This window comes from Caenimonas aquaedulcis, assembly GCF_015831345.1.
Taxonomy (GTDB): Bacteria; Pseudomonadota; Gammaproteobacteria; order Burkholderiales; family Burkholderiaceae_C; genus Ramlibacter; species Ramlibacter aquaedulcis.
Genome location: NZ_JADWYS010000001.1, coordinates 2,847,741 through 2,867,640, shown reverse-complemented (window position 1 = coordinate 2,867,640; position 19,900 = coordinate 2,847,741). Strand labels below are relative to the sequence as shown.

Annotated in this window: 23 protein-coding genes; 9 read left to right on the top strand and 14 right to left on the bottom strand. The window is 68.2% G+C overall.

Annotation, left to right across the window (positions count from 1 at the left end):
- Nucleotides 1–33 precede the first annotated feature (33 nt).
- From I5803_RS13780 to I5803_RS13765, 4 genes are all read left to right on the top strand, one after another.
- Complete coding sequence (locus tag I5803_RS13780) at nt 34–636, top strand: TetR/AcrR family transcriptional regulator (RefSeq protein ID WP_196986917.1); 603 nt, start codon at nt 34–36, stop codon at nt 634–636.
- A gap of 198 nt (nt 637–834) precedes the next feature.
- Nucleotides 835–1,719 (top strand): alpha/beta hydrolase, encoded by an 885-nt coding sequence (locus tag I5803_RS13775; RefSeq protein WP_196986916.1) that lies wholly within the window; start codon nt 835–837, stop codon nt 1,717–1,719.
- Between the two features lie 70 nt (nt 1,720–1,789).
- Entirely contained in the window at nt 1,790–3,118 is a 1,329-nt protein-coding gene (locus tag I5803_RS13770) for a solute carrier family 23 protein (RefSeq protein ID WP_196986915.1), read from the top strand.
- 9 nt (nt 3,119–3,127) lie between these two features.
- The gene (locus tag I5803_RS13765) at nt 3,128–3,547 is read left to right on the top strand and encodes a hotdog fold thioesterase (RefSeq protein ID WP_196986914.1); all 420 of its coding nucleotides are present in this window, start codon (nt 3,128–3,130) and stop codon (nt 3,545–3,547) included.
- 3 nt (nt 3,548–3,550) lie between these two features.
- On the opposite strand, the gene I5803_RS13760 is transcribed toward I5803_RS13765, so the two are convergent.
- Complete coding sequence (locus I5803_RS13760) at nt 3,551–4,114, bottom strand: cob(I)yrinic acid a,c-diamide adenosyltransferase (RefSeq protein ID WP_196986913.1); 564 nt, start codon at nt 4,112–4,114, stop codon at nt 3,551–3,553.
- A 162-nt stretch (nt 4,115–4,276) separates the two neighbouring features.
- On the opposite strand from I5803_RS13760, the gene I5803_RS13755 reads away from it, so the two are divergent.
- From I5803_RS13755 to I5803_RS13740, 4 genes are all read left to right on the top strand, one after another.
- Nucleotides 4,277–4,723, top strand: coding sequence for an EF-hand domain-containing protein (locus tag I5803_RS13755; protein WP_196986912.1), 447 nt, complete (start codon nt 4,277–4,279; stop codon nt 4,721–4,723).
- Nucleotides 4,710–5,036 (top strand): EF-hand domain-containing protein, encoded by a 327-nt coding sequence (locus tag I5803_RS13750; RefSeq protein ID WP_196986911.1) that lies wholly within the window; start codon nt 4,710–4,712, stop codon nt 5,034–5,036. The genes I5803_RS13755 and I5803_RS13750 overlap by 14 nt, the downstream gene beginning before the upstream one ends.
- Nucleotides 5,037–5,110: 74 nt before the next feature.
- Nucleotides 5,111–6,535, top strand: coding sequence for an FAD-binding oxidoreductase (locus I5803_RS13745; RefSeq protein WP_196986910.1), 1,425 nt, complete (start codon nt 5,111–5,113; stop codon nt 6,533–6,535).
- 7 nt (nt 6,536–6,542) lie between these two features.
- Complete coding sequence (locus tag I5803_RS13740; protein WP_196986909.1) at nt 6,543–7,202, top strand: hypothetical protein; 660 nt, start codon at nt 6,543–6,545, stop codon at nt 7,200–7,202.
- A gap of 2 nt (nt 7,203–7,204) precedes the next feature.
- On the opposite strand, the gene I5803_RS13735 is transcribed toward I5803_RS13740, so the two are convergent.
- From I5803_RS13735 to mnmG, 6 genes are read right to left on the bottom strand one after another with little or no spacing between them, the layout of a single operon-like run.
- Complete coding sequence (locus tag I5803_RS13735) at nt 7,205–8,125, bottom strand: ParB/RepB/Spo0J family partition protein (protein ID WP_196986908.1); 921 nt, start codon at nt 8,123–8,125, stop codon at nt 7,205–7,207.
- A gap of 11 nt (nt 8,126–8,136) precedes the next feature.
- Nucleotides 8,137–8,676, bottom strand: a complete 540-nt coding sequence (locus I5803_RS13730) for an RBBP9/YdeN family alpha/beta hydrolase (RefSeq protein WP_196986907.1) — start codon at nt 8,674–8,676, stop codon at nt 8,137–8,139.
- A 46-nt stretch (nt 8,677–8,722) separates the two neighbouring features.
- Nucleotides 8,723–9,493 carry a ParA family protein gene (locus I5803_RS13725; RefSeq protein ID WP_196986906.1) on the bottom strand — a complete coding sequence of 257 codons (771 nt, stop codon included), beginning with the start codon at nt 9,491–9,493 and terminating at the stop codon, nt 8,723–8,725.
- A gap of 3 nt (nt 9,494–9,496) precedes the next feature.
- Nucleotides 9,497–10,111, bottom strand: a complete 615-nt coding sequence (locus I5803_RS13720; protein ID WP_196986905.1) for a LysE family translocator — start codon at nt 10,109–10,111, stop codon at nt 9,497–9,499.
- A 40-nt stretch (nt 10,112–10,151) separates the two neighbouring features.
- Nucleotides 10,152–10,802: a 16S rRNA (guanine(527)-N(7))-methyltransferase RsmG gene (gene rsmG, locus I5803_RS13715; protein WP_196986904.1), complete on the bottom strand. Its 651-nt coding sequence runs from the start codon at nt 10,800–10,802 to the stop codon at nt 10,152–10,154.
- Nucleotides 10,802–12,748 carry a tRNA uridine-5-carboxymethylaminomethyl(34) synthesis enzyme MnmG gene (gene mnmG, locus I5803_RS13710; RefSeq protein ID WP_196986903.1) on the bottom strand — a complete coding sequence of 649 codons (1,947 nt, stop codon included), beginning with the start codon at nt 12,746–12,748 and terminating at the stop codon, nt 10,802–10,804. The genes rsmG and mnmG overlap by 1 nt, the downstream gene beginning before the upstream one ends.
- Nucleotides 12,749–12,854: 106 nt before the next feature.
- Here mnmG and I5803_RS13705 point away from each other — a divergent pair, with 106 nt between their 5' ends.
- Complete coding sequence (locus I5803_RS13705; RefSeq protein WP_196986902.1) at nt 12,855–14,009, top strand: nucleotidyltransferase family protein; 1,155 nt, start codon at nt 12,855–12,857, stop codon at nt 14,007–14,009.
- Between the two features lie 10 nt (nt 14,010–14,019).
- Here the strand turns inward: I5803_RS13705 and I5803_RS13700 are convergent, their stop codons facing one another.
- From I5803_RS13700 to I5803_RS13670, 7 genes are all read right to left on the bottom strand, one after another.
- Nucleotides 14,020–14,910, bottom strand: coding sequence for a cupin-like domain-containing protein (locus I5803_RS13700; protein ID WP_196986901.1), 891 nt, complete (start codon nt 14,908–14,910; stop codon nt 14,020–14,022).
- Nucleotides 14,911–14,915: 5 nt separating this feature from the next.
- Nucleotides 14,916–16,031 (bottom strand): 50S ribosomal protein L11 methyltransferase, encoded by a 1,116-nt coding sequence (locus I5803_RS13695; RefSeq protein WP_196986900.1) that lies wholly within the window; start codon nt 16,029–16,031, stop codon nt 14,916–14,918.
- A 43-nt stretch (nt 16,032–16,074) separates the two neighbouring features.
- Nucleotides 16,075–17,064, bottom strand: coding sequence for a hypothetical protein (locus I5803_RS13690; RefSeq protein WP_196986899.1), 990 nt, complete (start codon nt 17,062–17,064; stop codon nt 16,075–16,077).
- Nucleotides 17,065–17,129: 65 nt separating this feature from the next.
- Nucleotides 17,130–17,327 carry a hypothetical protein gene (locus I5803_RS13685; protein ID WP_196986898.1) on the bottom strand — a complete coding sequence of 66 codons (198 nt, stop codon included), beginning with the start codon at nt 17,325–17,327 and terminating at the stop codon, nt 17,130–17,132.
- Nucleotides 17,317–19,161 (bottom strand): asparagine synthase-related protein, encoded by a 1,845-nt coding sequence (locus I5803_RS13680; RefSeq protein ID WP_196986897.1) that lies wholly within the window; start codon nt 19,159–19,161, stop codon nt 17,317–17,319. Before I5803_RS13680 ends, I5803_RS13685 begins: the two co-directional genes overlap by 11 nt.
- Nucleotides 19,158–19,556, bottom strand: coding sequence for a lasso peptide biosynthesis B2 protein (locus tag I5803_RS13675; protein WP_196986896.1), 399 nt, complete (start codon nt 19,554–19,556; stop codon nt 19,158–19,160). Before I5803_RS13675 ends, I5803_RS13680 begins: the two co-directional genes overlap by 4 nt.
- Nucleotides 19,557–19,602: 46 nt before the next feature.
- The gene (locus tag I5803_RS13670) at nt 19,603–19,893 is read right to left on the bottom strand and encodes a PqqD family protein (protein ID WP_196986895.1); all 291 of its coding nucleotides are present in this window, start codon (nt 19,891–19,893) and stop codon (nt 19,603–19,605) included.
- Nucleotides 19,894–19,900: the final 7 nt, after the last annotated feature.

Below are 19,900 nucleotides of genomic sequence, written 5' to 3'. Positions count from 1 at the left end.
GCGATTTTCGCACGACCGTGCTAATATGGGTGCATGGACGCCAAAACGCAGAAGAGCGAACTGACCCGCGCCGCCATCGTCGGCGCCGGGCTCTACCTCGCTTCGGCGGAAGGCCTGGAGGCGATCACGCTGCAGGCCGTCGCGGACCGCATCGGCCTGTCCAAGAGCGGCGTCTTCTCGCGCATCGGCTCGCGCGAGGCGCTGCAGAAGGCCGTGGTCGAGGAATTCGGCCGGCGCTTTCTCGCCGACGTCTTCGTCCCCGCGATGCAGCTGCCCAAGGGCCTGCCGCGGCTGGAAGAAATCATGGCGCGCTGGATCGTGCGCACGCGCGACGTCGAGGCGCGCAACGGCTGCATCTTTTCCGCCGGCGCCTTCGAGCTCGATGACCGCGAGGGCCCGCTGCGCGACCACCTGCACTCGGAAGTGACGCGCTGGCGTTCGGCCCTGCGGCGCACGGTGCTGCAGGCCATCGACGAGGGCCACCTCAAGGCAGACACCGATGCCGAGCAACTCGCGGGGGAAGCCTGCGCGATGATGCTCGGGATGATCCACGACGCACGCTTCCTGCGCGACCCGCGCGCCGTCGAGAGAACGCAGGCCACCTGGCGCCGCCTGCTGCAAACCTACAAAAAGTAGGAGTTCCCGCTTCCAGAGACTCGCCACGTTTGTTTGCCCATATTTCGCACGATTGTGCGAAGAAAGGATCCCGCCATGCTCACCGTCCTCCTCATCGCCCTCGTCTATGCCGCCTGCCGCGGCGTCGCGGCCGCCTGCGAATCGCTGCGCGGACTGCCCCGCCGCAACGAGGACATGATCTTCTATTGAAAGCCCCCCATGACCCGCACCGCACTCGAGGCCACCTCGGCCTTCTACCAGGCAAGCCCCGGCTTGCGCCTGTTCCGCTTCGCGCTCGGGGCGTCGCAGCGCTTGTGGCCCGCTTTCGCGGTCCGCGCGGCGGCGCGCCTGTTCGGCACGCCGCTGCCGCCCCGGTGGCTCGCGCGGCGCTCGCACTGGGACGCCAGCTGGAAGATCGAAAGCTGGCCGTTCGAGGACGCATCGCTCACGCTGTATTCGCAAGCAGGCGACTCGGCCGGCCCGGTGGTGCTACTCGTGCATGGGTGGGGCGGCCAGGCACGGCAGATGCTCGCGCTCGCCGAGTCGATGGCGCAGCAGGGCCTGCGCCCGATGCTGCTGGAGTTGCCGGCGCACGGCCGCAGTGCGGGGTCGGTGAGCAACCTGCCGCAGTTCGCACGCGCCATCGAATACGCGGCGGCCCGCCTGCTGCAGTCGGGGCATACCTTGCGCGCCGTGGTCGCGCACTCGCTCGGCGCGAATGCAGCCGCGTACGCGGTGGGCAGGGGGCTGCCGGTGCAGCGGCTGGTGCTCCTCGCGCCGCCCGCGTCCCCGCGCGAGTACACGCGCCTCTTCGCCCATGTGTTCGGCCTGTCCGAGCGGACGCGCGCCGCGATGCAGGGACGCATCGAAGCGCGCGAGGGCGTGCTGATGCCGCAGTTCGAGCCCGACGCGGTGGGGCCGCGCGTGCGCATCCCCACGCTCGTGGTGCACGACCGCGAGGACAGCATCAATCGCTTCGCCGACGGCGTGGCGTTCGCGCACGCGATCCGCGGCGCGGAGCTCGTTGCCACGCAGGGCCTCGGCCATCGCAAGCTGCTGAAGGACGCGCAGGTGCTGGGCAAGGTGGCGATCTTCACCGCCTGACGACGGCGCGCCTTGCGCGGCGGCGGCGTTCCCCCTAGCATCGCGGCACTTTCACAAGAAGGAGCGAGAGATGGGAATGTTCGACTGGACGGAGAAATCTTCCGACGTGCTGCTGCAAGGCGGGGTCATCGCCCCCGACGAGCGCCTGCCCTGGCCGCAGACCGCGGCGATGGGCGTGCAGCACGTCATCGCGATGTTCGGCGCCACTGTGCTCGCGCCCATCCTCATGGGCTTCGATCCCAACGTCGCCATCCTCATGAGCGGGATCGGCACGCTGATCTTCTTCCTCGTGACCGGCGGCAAGGTCCCGAGCTACCTCGGCTCGAGCTTCGCGTTCATCGGCGTCGTCATCGCCGCGACGTCCTATGCGGGCAAGGGCGGCAACGCCAACATCGGCCTGGCCCTCGGCGGCATCATCGCGTGCGGCGCGGTGTACGCGATCATCGGCGCGATCGTGCAGGCGGTCGGCACGAACTGGATCGAGCGCGTGATGCCCCCGGTCGTCACCGGCGCGGTGGTCGCCGTGATCGGCCTGAACCTCGCGAGCATCCCGATCAAGAACATGGCCGCGAGCAACTTCGATTCGTGGATGCAGGCCGTGACTTTCGTCTGCGTCGCCATCGTCGCGGTGTTCACGCGCGGCATGGTGCAGCGGCTGCTGATCCTCGTGGGCCTCGTCGTCGCGAGCATCGTCTACGCCGTGCTCGCCAACGGCATGGGCCTGGGCAAGCCCATGGACTTCTCGGGCATCGCGAACGCCGCGTGGTTCGGTGCTCCGGCCTTCGCGGCGCCGGTCTTCGACAGCGCGGCGATGCTGCTGATCGTGCCCGTGGCGATCATCCTCGTCGCCGAGAACCTCGGCCACATCAAGGCCGTCACCGCGATGACCGGGCGCAACCTCGACGCCTACATCGGCCGCGCCTTCATCGGCGACGGCGTGGCGACCATGGTGAGCGGCGCCGCCGGCGGCACCGGCGTGACGACCTACGCCGAGAACATCGGCGTGATGGCCGCCACCAAGATCTATTCGACGGCGGCCTTCGTGTTCGCAGCCGCGTTCGCCATCGTGCTGGGCTTCTCGCCGAAATTCGGCGCCGTGATCCAGGCGATCCCGCTGCCGGTCATGGGCGGCGTGTCGATCGTCGTCTTCGGCCTGATCGCTGCGGCCGGCGCGAAGATCTGGGTGGACAACCGCGTGGACTTCTCGCAGAACCGCAACCTCATCGTCGCGGCGATCACCCTCGTCCTCGGCACGGGAGACTTTACGCTGAAGTTCGGCGGGTTCGCGTTGGGCGGCATCGGCACCGCGACCTTCGGCGCCATCCTGCTGTACGCGCTGCTCAATCGCGGCGGCGATGCGACATCGGAGGCTGCAGCCCAGCCGCGCCGGGCCGCCTAGAATCTTCCGATGCCCATCTGGAAAAAGCCCATCTCCGTGGAGCTGCTCACCGCGGCCCACAAGGACACCTCGCCCGAGCACCTCGGCATCGAATTCCTGGAGGTGGGCGACGACTTCATCCGTGCGCGCGTGCCGGTCGACAAGCGCACGCGCCAGCCCTACGGGTTGCTGCACGGCGGCGTGTCGGTCGTGCTCGCGGAAACGCTGGGCTCGTGCGGCGGGATGTACTCCTGCCCTGAAGACCAATACGTCGTGGGCCTGGACATCAACGCCAATCACCTGCGAAGCGCGACGCAAGGCTGGGTGACGGGCATCACCCGGCCGATCCACATCGGCCGCTCCACGCAGGTGTGGCAGATCGACATGCACAACGACAAGGGCGAAGCCACCTGCGTGTCCCGCCTCACGCTCGCCGTGCTGAAGCGCTGAGGGCTATTCGCTTCCGCGGGCGAGACGCTCGCTCTTCCAGTACACGTCGTCGCCGCCGTTCATCCGGTTGAGCACGCGCGCGAGCACGAACAGCAGGTCGCTCAACCGGTTCAGGTACTGGCGCGGCGTTTCGCGCACGTTCTCCACCGCACCCAGCGCGACCACCGCACGTTCGGCACGTCGTGCCACGGTGCGGCACACATGGGCCTGCGATGCGGCCCGGTTGCCCGCGGGCAGGATGAATTCCTCCAGCTTCGGCAGGCGGGCGTTGTAGTCGGCCAGCGCGTTGTCCAGCGCCAGCAACGCTTCGGGCTTGAGCAGTTCGAACCCGGGGATCGAGAGCTCCCCGCCGAGGTTGAAGAGCTGGTGCTGGACCTCGACGAGCAACTCGCGCACGCCCGGCTCCATTTCCTCGCACAGCAGCACGCCGATATGCGAGTTGAGTTCGTCCACGTCGCCCATCGCGTGCACGCGCAGGCTGTCCTTGGACACGCGCGTGTTGTCGCCGAGGCCGGTGGTGCCGTTGTCGCCGGTGCGTGTGGCGATCTGCGTGAGGCGCTTGCCCATGGTGGTTCCCGCTGAGTCTGCCGGATGGCTGTGCCTGCGATTGTGCGTCAGCCGTGCGCGCTGTCGTCCTACGCATGTTTCGGCGTTCGCCGAGCGCCCGGTCGTGCGGGCGGATGCACCATGGGTGCAATGGGGCGGTTCGCGCCCACAGGGAGATTTGCCATGACATCCTTATCCGTTTCGCGCGCGGCCCTCCGCCTCGCCTGCCTGGCCGCCCTGCTCGCGGCGAATGCGGGCCACGCGCAGACCCAGCGAGCCATCGGCTCCGCGCCCCCCGTGCCCGGTCCTTCGCTCGCGGCACGCACGGCCATTCCCAACAATGTCTCCAACCCCGGCGTGCCGGCGGGCAGCCCGGTGGTCGACCCGGGCGTGCAGCAGACCAACGTCATGGGCGCGGGAGGCGGCTCGCGCCCCGTGTTGATGCTCCCGGGCTCGTACACGCCGGTGCAGGTCGCCGGCTCCTTCATCGCGGCGGACGGCAATCGCGATGGCGAGCTGACGCGCGCCGAAGCGCAGCGCCTCACCATCGCCCCGTTCAGCTTCGAGGACATGGATGCCAACCACGACGGCGTGCTGACCCGTTCGGAATACGAAGATGCGCTGCGCTGAGCTCGCGGCCTGCGCCCTGCTCGGGCTCGCCTCGCTGCAAGGTCCGGTGAATGCGCAGACGGCCGCGCCTGCGCCGACCGCGTCCCTGCCGATCGTTCCCGTCGCACCTGCCACGCAGCCGCTGCCGCCCAACCGCTGGAATGCCGCGCAGATCCGCCAGGCTTTCGACCTCGCGGATGGCGACGCCAATGGCGAGCTCACCCGGCAGGAAGTGCAGCGCCTCGCGATCGTGCCGCGGCCGTTCGAAGACATGGACCTCAACAAGGACGGCGTGATCAGCCGCGCCGAATTCGAAGGCGCCTTCGGCCGATAGGCCAAAAGATTGCGGTTCGCGGGCCGCGGGTGGCGGGCTTACACTGGCGCGAAGCCCCCTGGAGACACGCCAGCATGAACGCGCCCACCGCCGCCTCCCATCTCGTCCCCGAAATCCACCAGCGCGACGTTCCCGCCGCGCTCCTCGACGCGCTCAAGGCGCGCTTCGGCGCCGAATGTTCCACGGCGCTCGCCGTGCGTGAACAGCACGGCCGCGACGAATCGTCCTTCGAAGCGCCGCCCCCGGCCGCCGTCGTGTTCGCGCAGAGCACGCAGGACGTCGCGGACGCCGTGCGCCTCGCCAGCCAGCATGGCGTGCCCGTCATCCCCTTCGGCGTCGGCTCCTCGCTCGAGGGCCACCTGCTCGCCGTCGAGGGCGGCATCAGCATCGACGTGAGCCGCATGAACCGGGTGCTGTCCATCGACGCGGATGACCTGACCGTCACCGTGCAGCCCGGCGTGACACGCAAGCAGCTGAATGAGGCGGTGAAGAGCACCGGCCTCTTCTTCCCGATCGACCCGGGCGCGGACGCCACCCTCGGCGGCATGAGCGCGACGCGCGCCAGCGGCACGAACGCCGTGCGCTACGGCACGATGCGCGAGAACGTGCTGAGCCTCGAAGTCGTCACGGCGTCGGGCGAGGTGATCCGCACCGGCACGCGCGCGAAGAAGTCGAGCGCGGGCTACGACCTCACGCGCCTCATGGTGGGCAGCGAAGGCACGCTCGGCGTCATCACGGAAGTGACGGTGCGGCTCTATCCGCTGCCGGAGGCGATCTCCGCCGCGGTGTGCTCGTTCCCGAGCATCGAAGCGGCGGTGCGCACCACCATCCAGATCATCCAGCTGGGCGTGCCGATCGCGCGCGTGGAACTGATCGACCACAACACCGTGCGCATGGTGAACGCGCACAGCAAGCTCGGGCTGCGCGAGGAGCCGATGCTGCTCATGGAATTCCATGGCTCGCCTGCCGGCGTGAAGGAGCAGGCCGAGACGGTGCAGGAGATCGCGAGCGAGTTCGGCGGCCAGTCCTTCGAATGGGCGACGACGCCGGAGGAGCGCACGCGCCTGTGGACCGCGCGTCACAACGCCTACTTCGCGGCGATCCAGTCGCGCCCGGGCTGCCGCGCGATCTCCACCGACACCTGCGTGCCGATCTCCCGGCTCGCCGACTGCCTGCTCGATTCGGTGAAGGAAGCCGACGCGAGCGGCATCCCCTACTTCCTCGTGGGCCACGTGGGCGACGGCAACTTCCACTTCGGCTATCTCATCGATCCGCAGCAGCCCCGGGAGCGCGAAGTCGCCGAGCAGCTCAATCACGCCCTCGTGTCGCGCGCGCTCAGCCTCGAAGGCACGTGCACCGGGGAGCATGGCGTGGGCCTGCACAAGATGGACTTTCTCGTGACGGAAGCGGGAGTCGGCGCGGTGGACATGATGCGCACGATCAAGCGCGCGCTCGACCCGAAGAACATCATGAACCCGGGCAAGATCTTCTCGATCTAGGCCCGGGGTGAGAAGCGCGCTCGACTTCAGTTCTTGGCGGGCCCTGCTATCGACGCTGTTCGGGCTGGCGATCGTCACGCTCATCATGGTCGGCATGCGGCTCGTCGTGATGCAGACGGTGCAACGGCGGCGCGAGCGCGAGAACCGGCAGATCAACGAGCGGCTGCGCACGCTCATCGCGGCGTACAAGGTGCTGGGGGGATCGTTCACCGGCAACCTGGCCGTGGATCCCGCGCACCTGCGCGAACTCAAGTCAATGGAAGGCGGCGGGGACGGGTCGGACCGCCGGCGGCGCATCCGCGATGCGGTCGAAGCCGCGCTGTCCGACATCATCCTGCTCGGCACCGCGGAGCAGGTGAAGCTGGCCGTCGCGGCGGCACAGGATCTCGTCGCGGGCCGGGCCGTGGAGACGGCGCCGCTGGTGGTCGCGCTGCGCGCATTCATCCGTGAAGCACTCGACCTGGAAGCCGTCGGCGACCTGGTGATTCCGCCGCAAGGCCCCGCGCGGCCCTCGCCTTCGGGCGGACGCGGTGGCGCGAAGGGCGCAGACCGCGCCGAGCGCGGTGGGGGCGGCGGTGGTGGCGGTGGCGCGGGCGCAGGCGGCGGTGGCGCCGGCATGGGCATCGGAGCCGGGCCGCTCGCGGACCACGAGGACGGACACCGCTAGCTTCAGCCGCGCAGCTTGTCGATCAGTCCGTTGAGCTCTTCGAGCGATCCGAACTGGATCGCGACTTCGCCCATCTCCTCGACGCGGCCGTTGCGCTTGACGCGCTTTTTCACGCGCACGTCGACTTCGGCGGTGAGCAGGTCCGACAGCTCTTCTTCCACGCGCCGCAGGTCTCGGGATTTCTCCTGCTTGGGCTTGGGCGAAGTGAGGTTGAACTCGGCGCCGAGCTTCTTGACGAGCGCTTCCGTCTCGCGCACAGACAGCTTCTTCGCGGCGATGCGGTTCGCGGCCGTGATCTGCGTCGCGCGCTCGAGCGCGAGCAGCGCACGCGCGTGGCCCATGTCGATGTCGCCCGCCATCAGCATCGTCTGCACCGGGTCGGCGAGGTTCAGCAGGCGCAGCAGGTTGCTCGCGGCGCTGCGCGAACGGCCCACCGCCTGCGCAGCCTGTTCATGCGTGAGGCCGAATTCCTTCACCAGGCGCTGCAGGCCGTGCGCTTCTTCCAGCGGATTCAGGTCCTCGCGCTGGATGTTCTCGATGAGCGACATCGCGGCCGCGGATTCGTCGGGCACGTCGCGCACGAGGACCGGCACGCTGTCCAGGCCCGCGAGCTTCGCCGCGCGAAACCGGCGCTCGCCCGCGATGATTTCGTACTTGCCCGCGTTATCCCCCGCCGCCAGCCGGCGCACGAGGATCGGCTGCATGATGCCCTGCGCCTTGATGCTCTCGGCGAGTTCGTAGAGCGCGCCTTCGTCCATGCGCGTGCGCGGCTGGTACTGGCCCGGCACCATGTCCGCCAGCATCAGCGATGCGGGCAGGCCCGGCGTCGCGGCGTTGGCCTCGTTGGTGGCGGTCTCCTGCGCGGTCGGGCCGAGCAGCGCTTCCAGGCCGCGGCCGAGGCCCTTGGGTTTCTTCGTGACCATAGGTGAGGCTTCTAGTCTTTCATCAAATCTTGCAGGAGCACGTGGCCCTCGGGCCAGCTCGCGAGGCCGGATTCCGCGTTGATGTGCCCGCAATCGCCGTAGTCCATGAACTGCGCGTTCCATGCGTGGGCGAACAGGCGCGCGCGCTCGAATTCGCAGTAGGGGTCGTTCCGGCTCGCAAGCAGGACCGCGGGGAACGGCAGGGTCGAGAGTTCGATCGGCGACCACGTCGGGATCTGCTCGCGGATGTCTGGACGCTCCACGTCGCCGGGCGCGACGAGCAGGGCCGCCTTCACGCGGTGCGTGTTCTTCGACACCGCAGCCCACGCGGCGGTGAGGATGCAGCCCAGGCTGTGGGCCACGAGCACGGCCGGTTCGTCCCGCGAGAGCACCATGTCCTCCAGGCGCGCGACCCAGTCGCCTCGCAGCGGTTTCATCCAGTCGTGCTGTTCCACGCGCACGTAGCCGTGGCGCTTTTCCCAGAGGCTTTGCCAATGCTGCGGGCCGCTGTTCTCCCAGCCGGGGAGGATCAGGACGTTGGAAGGTTTCATTGCTATGAATTCGATAGCTGCAGGAGTACTACTGGCGCGGCTTGGGTCACATCTTGCGGATGCGCTCGACCATCTCGTTGGCGAATTCCACGAACGCCTGGCTGCCGCGCGCCGACGGATCGAAGATCACGCCGGGCAGGCCGTAACTCGGCGCCTCGGCGAGCCGGACGTTGCGCGGGATGACGGTGTTGAAGACCTTGTCCCCGAAGTGCGACTTGAGCTGGTCGCTCACCTGCTGCTGCAAGGTGATCCGCGGATCGAACATCACCCGAAGCAGGCCGATGATCTGCAGATCCTTGTTCAGGTTGGCATGCACCTGCTTGATGGTGTTGACGAGGTCGGTCAGTCCCTCGAGAGCGAAGTACTCGCACTGCATCGGCACGATCACGCCATGCGCGCAGCACAAGCCGTTGAGCGTGAGCATCGACAGTGAGGGCGGGCAATCGATCAGGATGAAGTCGTACTCGTCCGCCACTTTCGCCAGCGCCTGTTTGAGCCGCTGGTCGCGATGGTCGAGGTCCACCAGTTCGACCTCGGCGCCCGCGAGCTCGCGGTTGGAGCCGAGGACGTCGTAGCCGCACTTTTCGCTGCGCACGCGCACTTCGGCGACCGAGGCGGATTCGAGCAGCACGTCGTAGACCGAGAGCTTCAGCTTTCGCTTGTCGATGCCCGAGCCCATGGTGGCATTGCCTTGCGGGTCCAGGTCGACCATCAGCACGCGTTGGCCGATCTTGCCCAGGCCAGCGGCCAGATTCACAGTCGTCGTCGTCTTGCCAACCCCGCCCTTCTGGTTGGCGACGCAAAAGATTTTTGCCATGGACTACCTGGAAATCGCGAGCTTGATGCCGAAGCCGAGCAGGAAGATGCCCGCCACTTTTTCAAGGACGCGGCCGATCACCGGATTGGCGCGCATCCGTTCCGCGAGGTGATGGGTAAGGAGCACGACGATCAAGCCGTAAAGGAAAGTGAGCGTGGCGATGGTCGCGGCCATGACGCCGAAAGTCAGCAGGCCCTGATGACGGGCGGGATCGACGAACAACGGAAAAAACGCCATGTAGAAAACGATGGCCTTCGGGTTGAGCAGCGTGATGAGTCCGGCCTGCCTGAAGTAATGATGCGGCTCGATGTTCAGGATCGGCTTTTCACCCGGTTTGGCGAGAATCATCTTGATGCCCAGCCATGCAAGGTATGCGGCGCCCATCCATTGGACGGCATGGAAGGCGGCGGGGTAAGCAGTCAGCAGTGCCGCGACACCGGCAACCGCCGCCCACATCAGGACCTGGTCGCCCGCGATGACGCCGAAGGTCGCCGCCAAACCTCCCGCGATTCCGCCTTTGCTGGTGGAGGTGATGAGTGCCAGGTTGCCGGGGCCGGGAATCGCCAGGAAGATGATGATTGCGGCGACAAACGCGCCGTAGTCCGCTACGCCAAACATGAAATCCCCCGCGGGCAGCCGCCAAAATGGAAGGCTGAGTTTACGTTACGGGCGCGGCGCGGCGCAGCCAAATCAGGCAGCGTTCGGCATCCAGACCGGGGACTTTCAACTGTTCCACGTGAAACACCCGCACTTCGGGCGGCAACTGGTCGATCTCTTCCTGGGGCAACCTGCCCTTCATGGCCATCCACACTCCGCCTTCCTGCAGCGCCCCACCGGACCAGGAGACGAAATCCTTGAGCGATGCGAACGCCCGGGAGGTGATGACGCCGTAATCTGCCGGCAGGCTCTCGACCCGCGCATGCAGGCCACGGAGGTTAGAAAGCTGGAGCGTGACCGCCACCTGCTGGATGAAGGCGGCCTTCTTGGCCACCGTATCAACGCAATCCACACGGATGTCAGGCCGGCAGATCGCGATCACGATACCGGGCAATCCGGCGCCCGAGCCGACGTCCAGCAGACGACCCGGAACTTCGGGAAGTCGAGCACGCAAGGATGGCAGCACCGCCAGGCAATCGAGGAGGTGCTGCGACACCATCTCGGCAGGGTCCCGGACGGCAGTCAGGTTATAGACCTTGTTCCATTTCTGGACCAGGTCCAGGTAACCGAGCAGCTGGACGACTTGCGGCTCTTCGAGCTGCAAGGCCAGCGCGTCGAGTCCTCGCCTCAGCGGCGCTTCCAGCGCGTGCATCAGGCGGCGACTTTGCTCGTGTCGACCGGGGTCAGGCCTTTGAAGCGGGTCTTTTTCAGGTGCACCAGGAGCAGCGACACGGCCGCCGGGGTCACGCCTGAAATCCGCGAGGCCATCCCCAGGGTTTCCGGACGATGCTTGTTGAGCTTCTGCCGGACCTCGAAGGACAGCGCCGTCACCTGCGAATAATCGAGGTCGTCCGGCAGCTTGAGGTTCTCGTAGTGGGCGGAGCGTTCCACCTCGTCCCTTTGCCGATCGATGTAGCCCGAGTACTTGGCGGCGATATCGATCTGCTCGATCACCGGCTCGAGCAACTCACCCAGATGCTCGCGCGAGATTTCCGGGTTCGCATACACGCCCCCAGCCAGGGACATCAGTGCCGAGTAATCCACATCGGGCCGGCGGAGCAGGTCGCCCAGGTTGTATTCATGCTCGATCGCCTTGCCGAGCACCCTCTCGGACTCCGCCGCCGGCAGGTTGCGCGGGTTGACCCACACGCTGGCCAGCCGCTGTGTTTCACGTGAAACAGCGTCGCGCTTGCGGCTGAACGAGTCCCACCGGACGTCATCGACCAGGCCCAGCTTGCGCCCCGCCTCGGTGAGGCGCAAGTCCGCGTTGTCTTCCCGCAGCTGCAGCCGGAATTCCGCCCGGCTTGTGAACATCCGGTAAGGTTCGGTCACGCCCTTGGTAATGAGGTCATCGACCAGCACGCCGAGATAGGCCTCGTCACGGCCGGGCAGCCAAGGCGAGTCGCCCCGGCATTTCAGGGCCGCATTGATTCCCGCGAACAAGCCTTGGGCCGCCGCCTCTTCGTAGCCGGTCGTCCCGTTGATCTGCCCCGCAAAGAACAGGCCCTCGATCGAGCGCGTCTCGAAATTGCTCTTGAGCGAACGCGGGTCGAAGTAGTCGTACTCGATCGCGTAGCCCGGCCGCAGGATGTGCGCATGCTCCAGACCTGCCATGGAACGGACGAGCTGGTACTGGATGTCGAAGGGCAGGCTGGTCGAGATGCCGTTTGGGTAGTACTCGTTGGTGCTCAGGCCTTCCGGCTCCAGGAAGATCTGGTGGCTTTCCTTGTCGGCGAAGCGGTTGACCTTGTCTTCCACGCTCGGACAGTAGCGCGGCCCCACCCCTTCAATCTTCCCCGTGAACATCGGGCTGCGGTCGAAACCGGAGCGGATGATCTCGTGCGTACGTTCGTTGGTGTGCGTGACCCAGCACGGCATTTGCGCGGGGTGCATGTCCGCCCGGCCCATGAAGCTGAAGACCGGCACCGGGTCGAGGTCGCCCCCCTGCTCTTCGCACTTCGAAAAGTCGATGGTTCGTCCGTCCAGGCGTGGAGGCGTGCCGGTCTTCAGGCGTCCCTGCGGCAGCTTGAGCTCCTTCAGGCGAGCGGACAGGGAGATCGCCGGCGGGTCGCCCGCGCGGCCTGCCTGGTAGTTGTTCAGGCCGACGTGGATCCGCCCGTCGAGGAAAGTCCCCGCGGTCAAAACCACCGCACGTGCCGTGAAGCGAATACCCACTTGCGTCACAGCGCCCGTCACACGGTCGCCCTCAACGATGAGATCATCCACGGCCTGCTGGAACAGCGTCAGGTTCGGCTGATTCTCCAGGCGCCTGCGAATGGCCGCCTTGTAGAGAATGCGATCGGCTTGGGCCCGGGTGGCACGGACGGCGGGTCCCTTGGAACCGTTGAGGATGCGGAACTGGATGCCGCCCTCGTCCGTGGCGATCGCCATGGCACCGCCGAGCGCATCGACTTCCTTGACCAGGTGGCCCTTCCCGATGCCGCCGATGGACGGGTTGCAGCTCATCTGGCCGAGGGTTTCGATGTTGTGCGTCAGCAGCAGCGTCCTGCACCCCATGCGCGCCGAAGCCAGCGCAGCCTCGGTCCCGGCGTGGCCGCCGCCGACGACAATGACATCGAATGTTTCGGGATAGAGCATGGGGAGGGGGCGGCCAGGGCCCGGCGGGGAATCGCCTGATTTTATCGGGCGGGCCCTTCGCGTGCCGGCCCGGGGCCATGCACCCGGCGTCGGTCAGAATCGAGCCGTGCATTCCACCCCCGTCCCCGACGCCGTATCGCTGGTGGCAGCGGCGCTGCGCGGCGCGGCCGCGCCCTGCTGGCCCCCGGCAGCTCCGTCCTCCCTGGTGGACCGGGTCGCAAGAACAGCGCAGATCCATGGCGTCAGCGCGCTGCTGCACCCCCGGGCGGTGGACGCGGGATGGCCGTCCGAGCTGACCCGGGCCCTGCACACGCACGCGCTGCTCGAAACGATGTGGGAAATGAGCCACCAGCGCGCGCTGGCGACCTTGCTGGCGTCGCTCCACGAGGCGGGCGTCGCCCCCCTCCTCCTGAAGGGCACCGCCCTCGCCTATTCGCTCTACCCCAACCCCGCCCTGCGCTCCCGCAGCGACACCGACATGCTGGTCGCCGCCGCCGACCGCGAAAAAGCGCATGAGCGACTGACCGCACTCGGATGGCAGCCGCTTGCCCAGGTGAGCGGCGCAGTGGTGTCCTACCAGGCAGGCTACGTGCTGCGCACCGGCGAAGGCGCGGAGCACGAGATCGACCTGCACTGGAAGATCAACAATTCCGAACTGCTCTCCAGGCTCTTCAGCCGGGACGAGCTCCTGGAGGCCGCGATCCCGCTGCCGCCACTGGGCCCGCACGCCCGCGGAACCATGCCCGTTCACTCGATGCTGGTCGCGTGCATGCACCGCGGCGCGCACAAGCAAAGCCCCTATTACGTCGACGGGGTCCCGCATTGCGAGGCGGACCGGCTCATCTGGCTGTACGACATCCATCTGCTCTCGCAGGTGTTCACGCCCGCGCACTGGGACCTGTTCACGCAGCTGGCGGCGCGAAAGGGACTGGCCGCCGTCGCCCTCGAAGCGATGCAGCAGACGCAGTCGCGACTCGGCTCGGATTTCCCCCGGGATGTCATGGACACCCTGGCGCGCGCACGGGGAGAACTGCCGGCGCGCTACCTCGATGCGGGCAAGCTCGAGCGCAGGTGGATCAACTTCGTCGCCCTGCGCAGCCCGCTCCGGCAAGGCCGGCTGATCGCGGAGCTGCTCTTCCCGCCGCGCCAATACATGCTGGCCAAATATGCGCAGGCGCGCTGGCGCTGGCTGCCCTGGCTTTACCTGAGGCGCGCCACGACGGGAGTGCGCAAGGCGCTGCGGCGCGAGTCGGTCGCGTGAAGACGGCGCCTCACGGACCGAGCTTCCATTGCGGGTTGCGCTGCAGGCCTTCGGCGAGGCGCGGCAGCCCGCGCAGCAGTCCCGCCAGGTGATCGCCGAAGTTGGTTTCGTTGAAGAAGTTGTGGCTCACGGTGACCGCGTTGTCCAGCGCGCGCACGCAATGCCACCATCCGGCCGGTATGAAAAGCATGTCGCCCGGGCCGATGACCGCTTCGTGCATCGTCGCTTCATGGAGCAGCGGAAAGGCGGCGAGATCCGGTTGCTCCGGATCCACCCGGCCTTCGTACATCGCGGGCGTGTCCGCGGGTGAGAACAGCATGACCCGCTTGCGGCCCAGGATCTGTGCCAGGGTCGCATGCGTGTTCCAGAAGTCGCGATGCAGCGGCGACAACGCGCCCCCGGCGCCGACATAGAGCGAGGTGGTTTCCCTCCCGCTCACCCAGCGCACCGCCTCCCGCAGTGGCGCCCCCAGCGCGCGCTCCCAGTCTGCGACGAAATACGCGGGGGGCGAGATCGCCTCGAACAATTCCGGATGCTTCTCGAACGCGTACCAGTCGATCAGGTAGAAGCTCGCACGGCCCACTTCCGGGTCCGTGCGCAGCGGCTTGCCGGAGGCCGAATCGATCCAGAACCCGGGCAATTCCGACCCGGGTTGCAGCAGGTGCCCGATGAAAGCGGAGAGCTTCGTCATCTTCGCGACGGAGCTGGAAAGTCCCAGCGAAACCGGGACCAGGTCGCTGCCGTACCGGTCGAGAAAGTAGGGGAGCGTCCATTGGCGCAGGGCCGCCCACTCGTTCATCGCGTCCGTGACGATCACCGGCCGTCCGCCGTCCGCGAGGCAGTGACGCGTGAATTCGGCGGGGTCCATCCCGCTCCTGCGCTCGATCGCCACACGTTTCATCGGAGTCATCGTCCGTACTTCGACGCAAGCAGCGCGACGTGCGACGCCGCCTCGCGTTCGCCCGGAAAGCGCGCCGTGAATTCGCGGTGCGCCAGCAAGGCGATCGCGCCCAGGGACTTCCCCTCCCCCATCCATTGCAGGATGCGCGCATCCGCCGCACCGGCGTCGCCCAGTCCCGGAACGTGGGCGGGCATCTGCGCTTTCAACTGCCGCGGCGACAAGGGCTGACCCAGGAACGTCGACTGCCTGAACCCCGCCCTGGCCTGCCCGCCGGCGCCCCGAAATTCGGACTTCCAGTGCCACAGGTACTCCCGCCCCGTGTGGAGCGCCTCGAGGTCGAGCCGCACTTCATCGCCCGGCTCGAGTTCGACGGGCTGGCGCCAGGGGAAGAACGCGCGTCCGTAGACCAGCGGATCGCGGCCGGGCGCATTCGAATAGCCGACGCCCTCGGCGAGCACCGCGTCGAACCACATGCAGAACCCGTGCGTGGTCCCGCGGCGATCCGCCACCAGCGTGGCTCGCGCGTCGAGGTCGGCGCTGCGCACCGTCCCGTAGTCGATCGAGGCGCAGCACCGGGGCTGCGACATCAGCTCGTCCGCGCCCACATCCGCGCGCCACCACTGGTTGGCAACCAGCGCCGCGCCCGCACGCATGTCCAGCCCCTCGAAGTCCTCCATCCACGGCGACGCGATGCGCGCGTGCTGCCGGGGCGACTGGACCAGTGCGACCCACAGCGTGTCGCTGCGCGGAATGAGCGTGCCGCCGGGCGCCAGCAGGCGCTCGCGCGCGTCGACGATGGAAGGAAGGTGCCCGTCATGCAGGGGCAGCACGCCCCGCAGGTCCGACACGATCACGTCCGCCCGCTCCGGCACATCCACCTCGGTCGACAAGGCCTGCATGAATTCGATCCGGTCGGCGAACCCGTTGGCGGCCGCCAGGTCGCGCGCCAGCTGGATCGTGTCCGACGGCTCGATGGCGAACACGCGGCGAGCGCCGAATTTGCAGGCGAGCAGCGCCAGCACCCCCGTGCCGGTGCCGATGTCCAGCACGACCGACCCGGGCCGGATGCTCTCGCGCATCGCGCGCGTATAGGCCTGCATGCGCACCCGGTCCGCGATCATTTCACCGAATGCGGCAATGCTGTACACCGGCGGCCCCGCTTGGCTAGGCCGCCCGGGCGTGGCGCACCGTGCGCACGTCGGCCGCAATGGCATCGCACAGCCGCGGCAGGCTGGACAGGTCGTCCGGCGCGGTGAGGCGCCGCAGCGTCATCTGCCTGGCCAGCCGGCACGCGAGGTCGAACTCGCGCGCGCGCAATTCCCTGTCCAGGTACCTGCTCGCGAACGCGTCGGCGATCATCGCCATGACGGCGCTGCGCGCGTCCAGGTCCCCGAAGCGCGCAGACGCGAGTGCGGATTCGCGGCGGCCCAGGAAGTAGGCGCCGCCCAATGGCAAGTCCGACGGCACGCCGTTGCCTTGCGCCGTCAGGTCGACCATCCGTTTCTCCGATGCGGGCGCGATGCGCGGAAGCGCATGGGCCGGCCCGTAGATCGCGTCGGCGGACCGGGGCCACAGCCGCAGGCGCGGCCGCGACGCGATCACCTCGAATTGCAAGCCCCCATCGCGGATGGGCACGAGGTCATCGGAGAGCACCGGATACCCCGCACGCCCCATGGCGGCGACCAGCGTCGACTTGCCCGCGCCCGACACGCCGACGAAGGCGATGGAGCGGCCGTCGATGGCCACCGCGCTCGCATGCAGGCACAACACCCCGCGCAGCCGCAGGACCAGCCCCATGACCGGCCCGAGGAGGTAGGTGGCGACATCGTCCGCCGTCCGGGTCGCGGGCCAATCGGCCCACACGCGGCGCCCATCGGATTCGATGACGACGACGGTGCCGTCGTCGTAGTCCAGGCGGAAGTCCTTGCTGCCGGGAAGGCGGGTCGCGAAGAGCTCGACGTGTCCCTCGTCGGTCTCCAGCGTGCTGACGTAGGGGGTGCGTCCCCGCGCCTGGGCCAGCGTGCCGCTATGGGGTGGCAGCGCACCCAGGGTGAAGTCGACGTCGACGCGGTCGGTCCGCGGCAAGCCCTCCAATCCCGACAAGGCGGCGTTGAAGCGGATGCCCAGGCCGAACAGGATGCAGGTGACGGACATTCGCTGGGAAGGGGAGACCGGAGAGCGCCCGGCGTGTGGATGGCTGGTCGCGGGCAACCCGCCGGTCAGAGGTGCGTGCTCTGCATCGCGGCGCCGCCCATGCCATCCGCATTGCCGGTGTTCAAGGACTGGGTCAAGGTCCTGATGTCGCCGTAGACCAGCAGCACCGGAGCGTGATACGGCTTTCGGGACGCAGCGCCGCCGCTGTCGGCGTGCGCCTGGCCGCCGGAGCGGGGATCCATCGCGTTGCTGTCACTGTTCACCGGGAGACTCCTTCAAACTGCGCAACCAGAAATCCAGGCTGAGGACGCGAAGGTCGCGCCAGACCAGCATGGGCTCGGCTTGTGGGCAGTTTAGCCCAAGCCCGCGCAGGTCGACGAATCTTTGCAGCGCGGGCGAAGCCTCGATGCCCTTCTCCCACGCGGCGCGGTCGCGCTCGAGGAGCACCTCGATATAGCGCGTCCCCTGCGGCGTCTTGGGCCGGCGGCGCACGGCTTCGGGCAGCAGGCCCTTCATCGCCAGGCGCAGGATGCGTTTGCGCACGCACCATGGCGCCGGCGGCAGGGACAGGCAGAACTCGACCAGCCGCACGTCCATCATCGGATGCCGGTATTCGACCGGCTGGCGGGTGATGGCCGCGTCGTAATGGTCGAAGTGGTTCGACGCGCGCTGCAGGTAGTCGTACATCGCGTAGGCGTAGGGACGCAGGGGATGCGTGCCGCGCGGCTTCGCGTGGTGCGCGTCCCATCGCGCACGCAGGTCCAGGCGCTGCGCGAGCGGCTCCGCGATCCAGCGCGGGAATTCCGGCGCCGGCCCGGCGCTTCGCCCCTTCCGCCCGAGGAGCCGGTCGCGCCACGCCAGCGGAAACCAGCGCCGCTGCGAAACGGCGTACGCCGCCATGCGGGACAGCAGCAAGGGCCAGCGGCCCTCGCGCAACAGCCGGCGGAAGTACGGCTTGGGCGATTCGTTCAGCATGGCATCGCCCTCCCATCCCGTGAAGAACACACGGCCCTGCGCAGGCAGGGTCAGGCAGACGTCGCGGCGGTGCGCGTACAGCGGCTCGTGGTAGGGCTCCGGCTGGTGGGTGTGCGGATCGTCGAACCGCCCGAACAGGGGGTAGGCATCGCACGCATGCAGGGTGATCGGGAAGCCGGCCTCGCGCGCCACGAGCGCGGCGAATTCGCCTTCGCGGTCGGGGACGACATGCTCGAAGTGGCTCGTGTGCGCGCTCATCCCGAAAGCGCGGCCGGACCGCGCGAGCAGTTGCCGCGCCGTCACCGCCACCGACGTCGAATCCATGCCGCCGGTCATCTCGATCCCGATGCGACCCGTGCGCAGCCGATCCGACACGGCCAGCTCGAAAAGCGCCCTGAACCGCGCCACCTGCTCGCGCGGGCTGCGCTCCACGATGGGCAGGTTCCTGTCCAAGGTCCAGTAGGCGCGGACCTGCAGCCCGGCCCGCGACCAAGCCAGGCAATGCCCCGCAGGAAGCCGCATCACGGCGGCGAAGACGGTGGTGTCGGGCTCGAGGTTCTCGCCGAACAGGAGGAAATCCGCGACGGCGAGTTCGTTCAGGTCCGCGGCGACGCCGGGATGCATGCGAACGCAATCGAGGGTATTGCTGAACACGAGGGCTTCTCCGGCGCGCGCGTAGAAGAACGGCTTGATCCCGAAATGGTCCCGCGCGCAGAACAGCCGCCCGGCCCGCGCATCCCAGATGGCGAAAGCGAAGTCCCCCAGCAGGTGGGTCATGCAGGCTTCGCCCCATGCGTGGTAGGCGTGCAGGATCAGGTCCACGTCGGGTGCATCGGCAGCCACGTCGCGGCCCGCGTCGCGCAGCTTCGCGATGAGGCCGGGGCGGGCGTCGATGCGGGCGTCGGCGGTGATCCAGACGTCGCCGCCGAAGCTGAGCGGCTGGTGCTCCCGCAGCGCTTCGTCGGTCGTGCGCAGCAGCGTATGGCCGAGCCCCGCGCCCTCGCGGCTCCAGGCCTCGCGCGCATCGGGTCCGCGGAACGCCAGCGCATCGGTCATCCGCGCGAGCGCCGCCTCATCCACGCGTGCGCCATCCACGCGCACGATGCCGCAGATGCCGCTCACCGCTCTCGCGGCAACGCCGGACCCGGCAGGTCGCCGAATGCGTGAAAGCGATCGCGAACACCCGCGCCGTCGATCAGCGGCCGCCCGCGCCATTCGACCCACGCATGGGCGCTGAACGCGCCGGCGTCCGTCGATGCGCCGATGCGCAACCGGGTCGCGATTCCCCGCCGGCCGAGCAGCCGCTGCAGCGCGAGCGACGTGGGCAGGCAGCTGCCGCGCACGACGCCGTGGCGCGCCGCGGCCGCCACCACGCGCTGGGCCGCTCGCACGACGTCGGCTTCTTCATCCAGGGATCGCGGGCCGAGCACCGCGGCGTGCGCGAGTGCGCGGCGAACTCCCGCGATGCGCAGCACGACCACCATCCAGGGCACCATGAACAGGGCCTGCAGGAACATCAGGCGATGTGCGGGCGGGAGCGCACGCCAGCGCCTCCACTTGTGCTCAGGCGACACTGAGCAGCCCCGCCGCGGCGAGCTTGCCCGCGAACTCGCGCAGGTCGGCCTCGACCCGCGGCCGGTCCACGTCGTATTCCTTCACGAGCAGGTCGCAGGCGGCATCCATCGACGCCGAGGACGTGAGCGCGGCCCACATGCGCGTGCCCACGTCGTCCAGCCCGAAATAGGTTTCCGTGGCCAGGTCCAAAAGCACGGATTCGCCCTGCATCTCGCGCACCAGCACGGTGTCGGGAATGTGGAAGGGGGAAGGGCCCGGTGGCATGATGGTCGGCTGCATGGACTCG

What these genes read in the sequence shown, in the direction of transcription:
- I5803_RS13780 (WP_196986917.1), top strand. Translation starts at nt 34, where the DNA reads ATGGACGCCAAAACGCAGAAGAGCGAACTGACCCGCGCCGCCATCGTC.
- I5803_RS13775 (WP_196986916.1), top strand. Translation starts at nt 835, where the DNA reads ATGACCCGCACCGCACTCGAGGCCACCTCGGCCTTCTACCAGGCAAGC.
- I5803_RS13770 (WP_196986915.1), top strand. Translation starts at nt 1,790, where the DNA reads ATGGGAATGTTCGACTGGACGGAGAAATCTTCCGACGTGCTGCTGCAA.
- I5803_RS13765 (WP_196986914.1), top strand. Translation starts at nt 3,128, where the DNA reads ATGCCCATCTGGAAAAAGCCCATCTCCGTGGAGCTGCTCACCGCGGCC.
- I5803_RS13760 (WP_196986913.1), bottom strand. Translation starts at nt 4,114, where the DNA reads ATGGGCAAGCGCCTCACGCAGATCGCCACACGCACCGGCGACAACGGC.
- I5803_RS13755 (WP_196986912.1), top strand. Translation starts at nt 4,277, where the DNA reads ATGACATCCTTATCCGTTTCGCGCGCGGCCCTCCGCCTCGCCTGCCTG.
- I5803_RS13750 (WP_196986911.1), top strand. Translation starts at nt 4,710, where the DNA reads ATGCGCTGCGCTGAGCTCGCGGCCTGCGCCCTGCTCGGGCTCGCCTCG.
- I5803_RS13745 (WP_196986910.1), top strand. Translation starts at nt 5,111, where the DNA reads ATGAACGCGCCCACCGCCGCCTCCCATCTCGTCCCCGAAATCCACCAG.
- I5803_RS13735 (WP_196986908.1), bottom strand. Translation starts at nt 8,125, where the DNA reads ATGGTCACGAAGAAACCCAAGGGCCTCGGCCGCGGCCTGGAAGCGCTG.
- I5803_RS13730 (WP_196986907.1), bottom strand. Translation starts at nt 8,676, where the DNA reads ATGAAACCTTCCAACGTCCTGATCCTCCCCGGCTGGGAGAACAGCGGC.
- I5803_RS13725 (WP_196986906.1), bottom strand. Translation starts at nt 9,493, where the DNA reads ATGGCAAAAATCTTTTGCGTCGCCAACCAGAAGGGCGGGGTTGGCAAG.
- I5803_RS13720 (WP_196986905.1), bottom strand. Translation starts at nt 10,111, where the DNA reads ATGTTTGGCGTAGCGGACTACGGCGCGTTTGTCGCCGCAATCATCATC.
- rsmG (WP_196986904.1), bottom strand. Translation starts at nt 10,802, where the DNA reads ATGCACGCGCTGGAAGCGCCGCTGAGGCGAGGACTCGACGCGCTGGCC.
- mnmG (WP_196986903.1), bottom strand. Translation starts at nt 12,748, where the DNA reads ATGCTCTATCCCGAAACATTCGATGTCATTGTCGTCGGCGGCGGCCAC.
- I5803_RS13700 (WP_196986901.1), bottom strand. Translation starts at nt 14,910, where the DNA reads ATGAAACGTGTGGCGATCGAGCGCAGGAGCGGGATGGACCCCGCCGAA.
- I5803_RS13695 (WP_196986900.1), bottom strand. Translation starts at nt 16,031, where the DNA reads ATGATCGCGGACCGGGTGCGCATGCAGGCCTATACGCGCGCGATGCGC.
- I5803_RS13690 (WP_196986899.1), bottom strand. Translation starts at nt 17,064, where the DNA reads ATGTCCGTCACCTGCATCCTGTTCGGCCTGGGCATCCGCTTCAACGCC.
- I5803_RS13675 (WP_196986896.1), bottom strand. Translation starts at nt 19,556, where the DNA reads ATGTTCCTGCAGGCCCTGTTCATGGTGCCCTGGATGGTGGTCGTGCTG.
- I5803_RS13670 (WP_196986895.1), bottom strand. Translation starts at nt 19,893, where the DNA reads ATGCAGCCGACCATCATGCCACCGGGCCCTTCCCCCTTCCACATTCCC.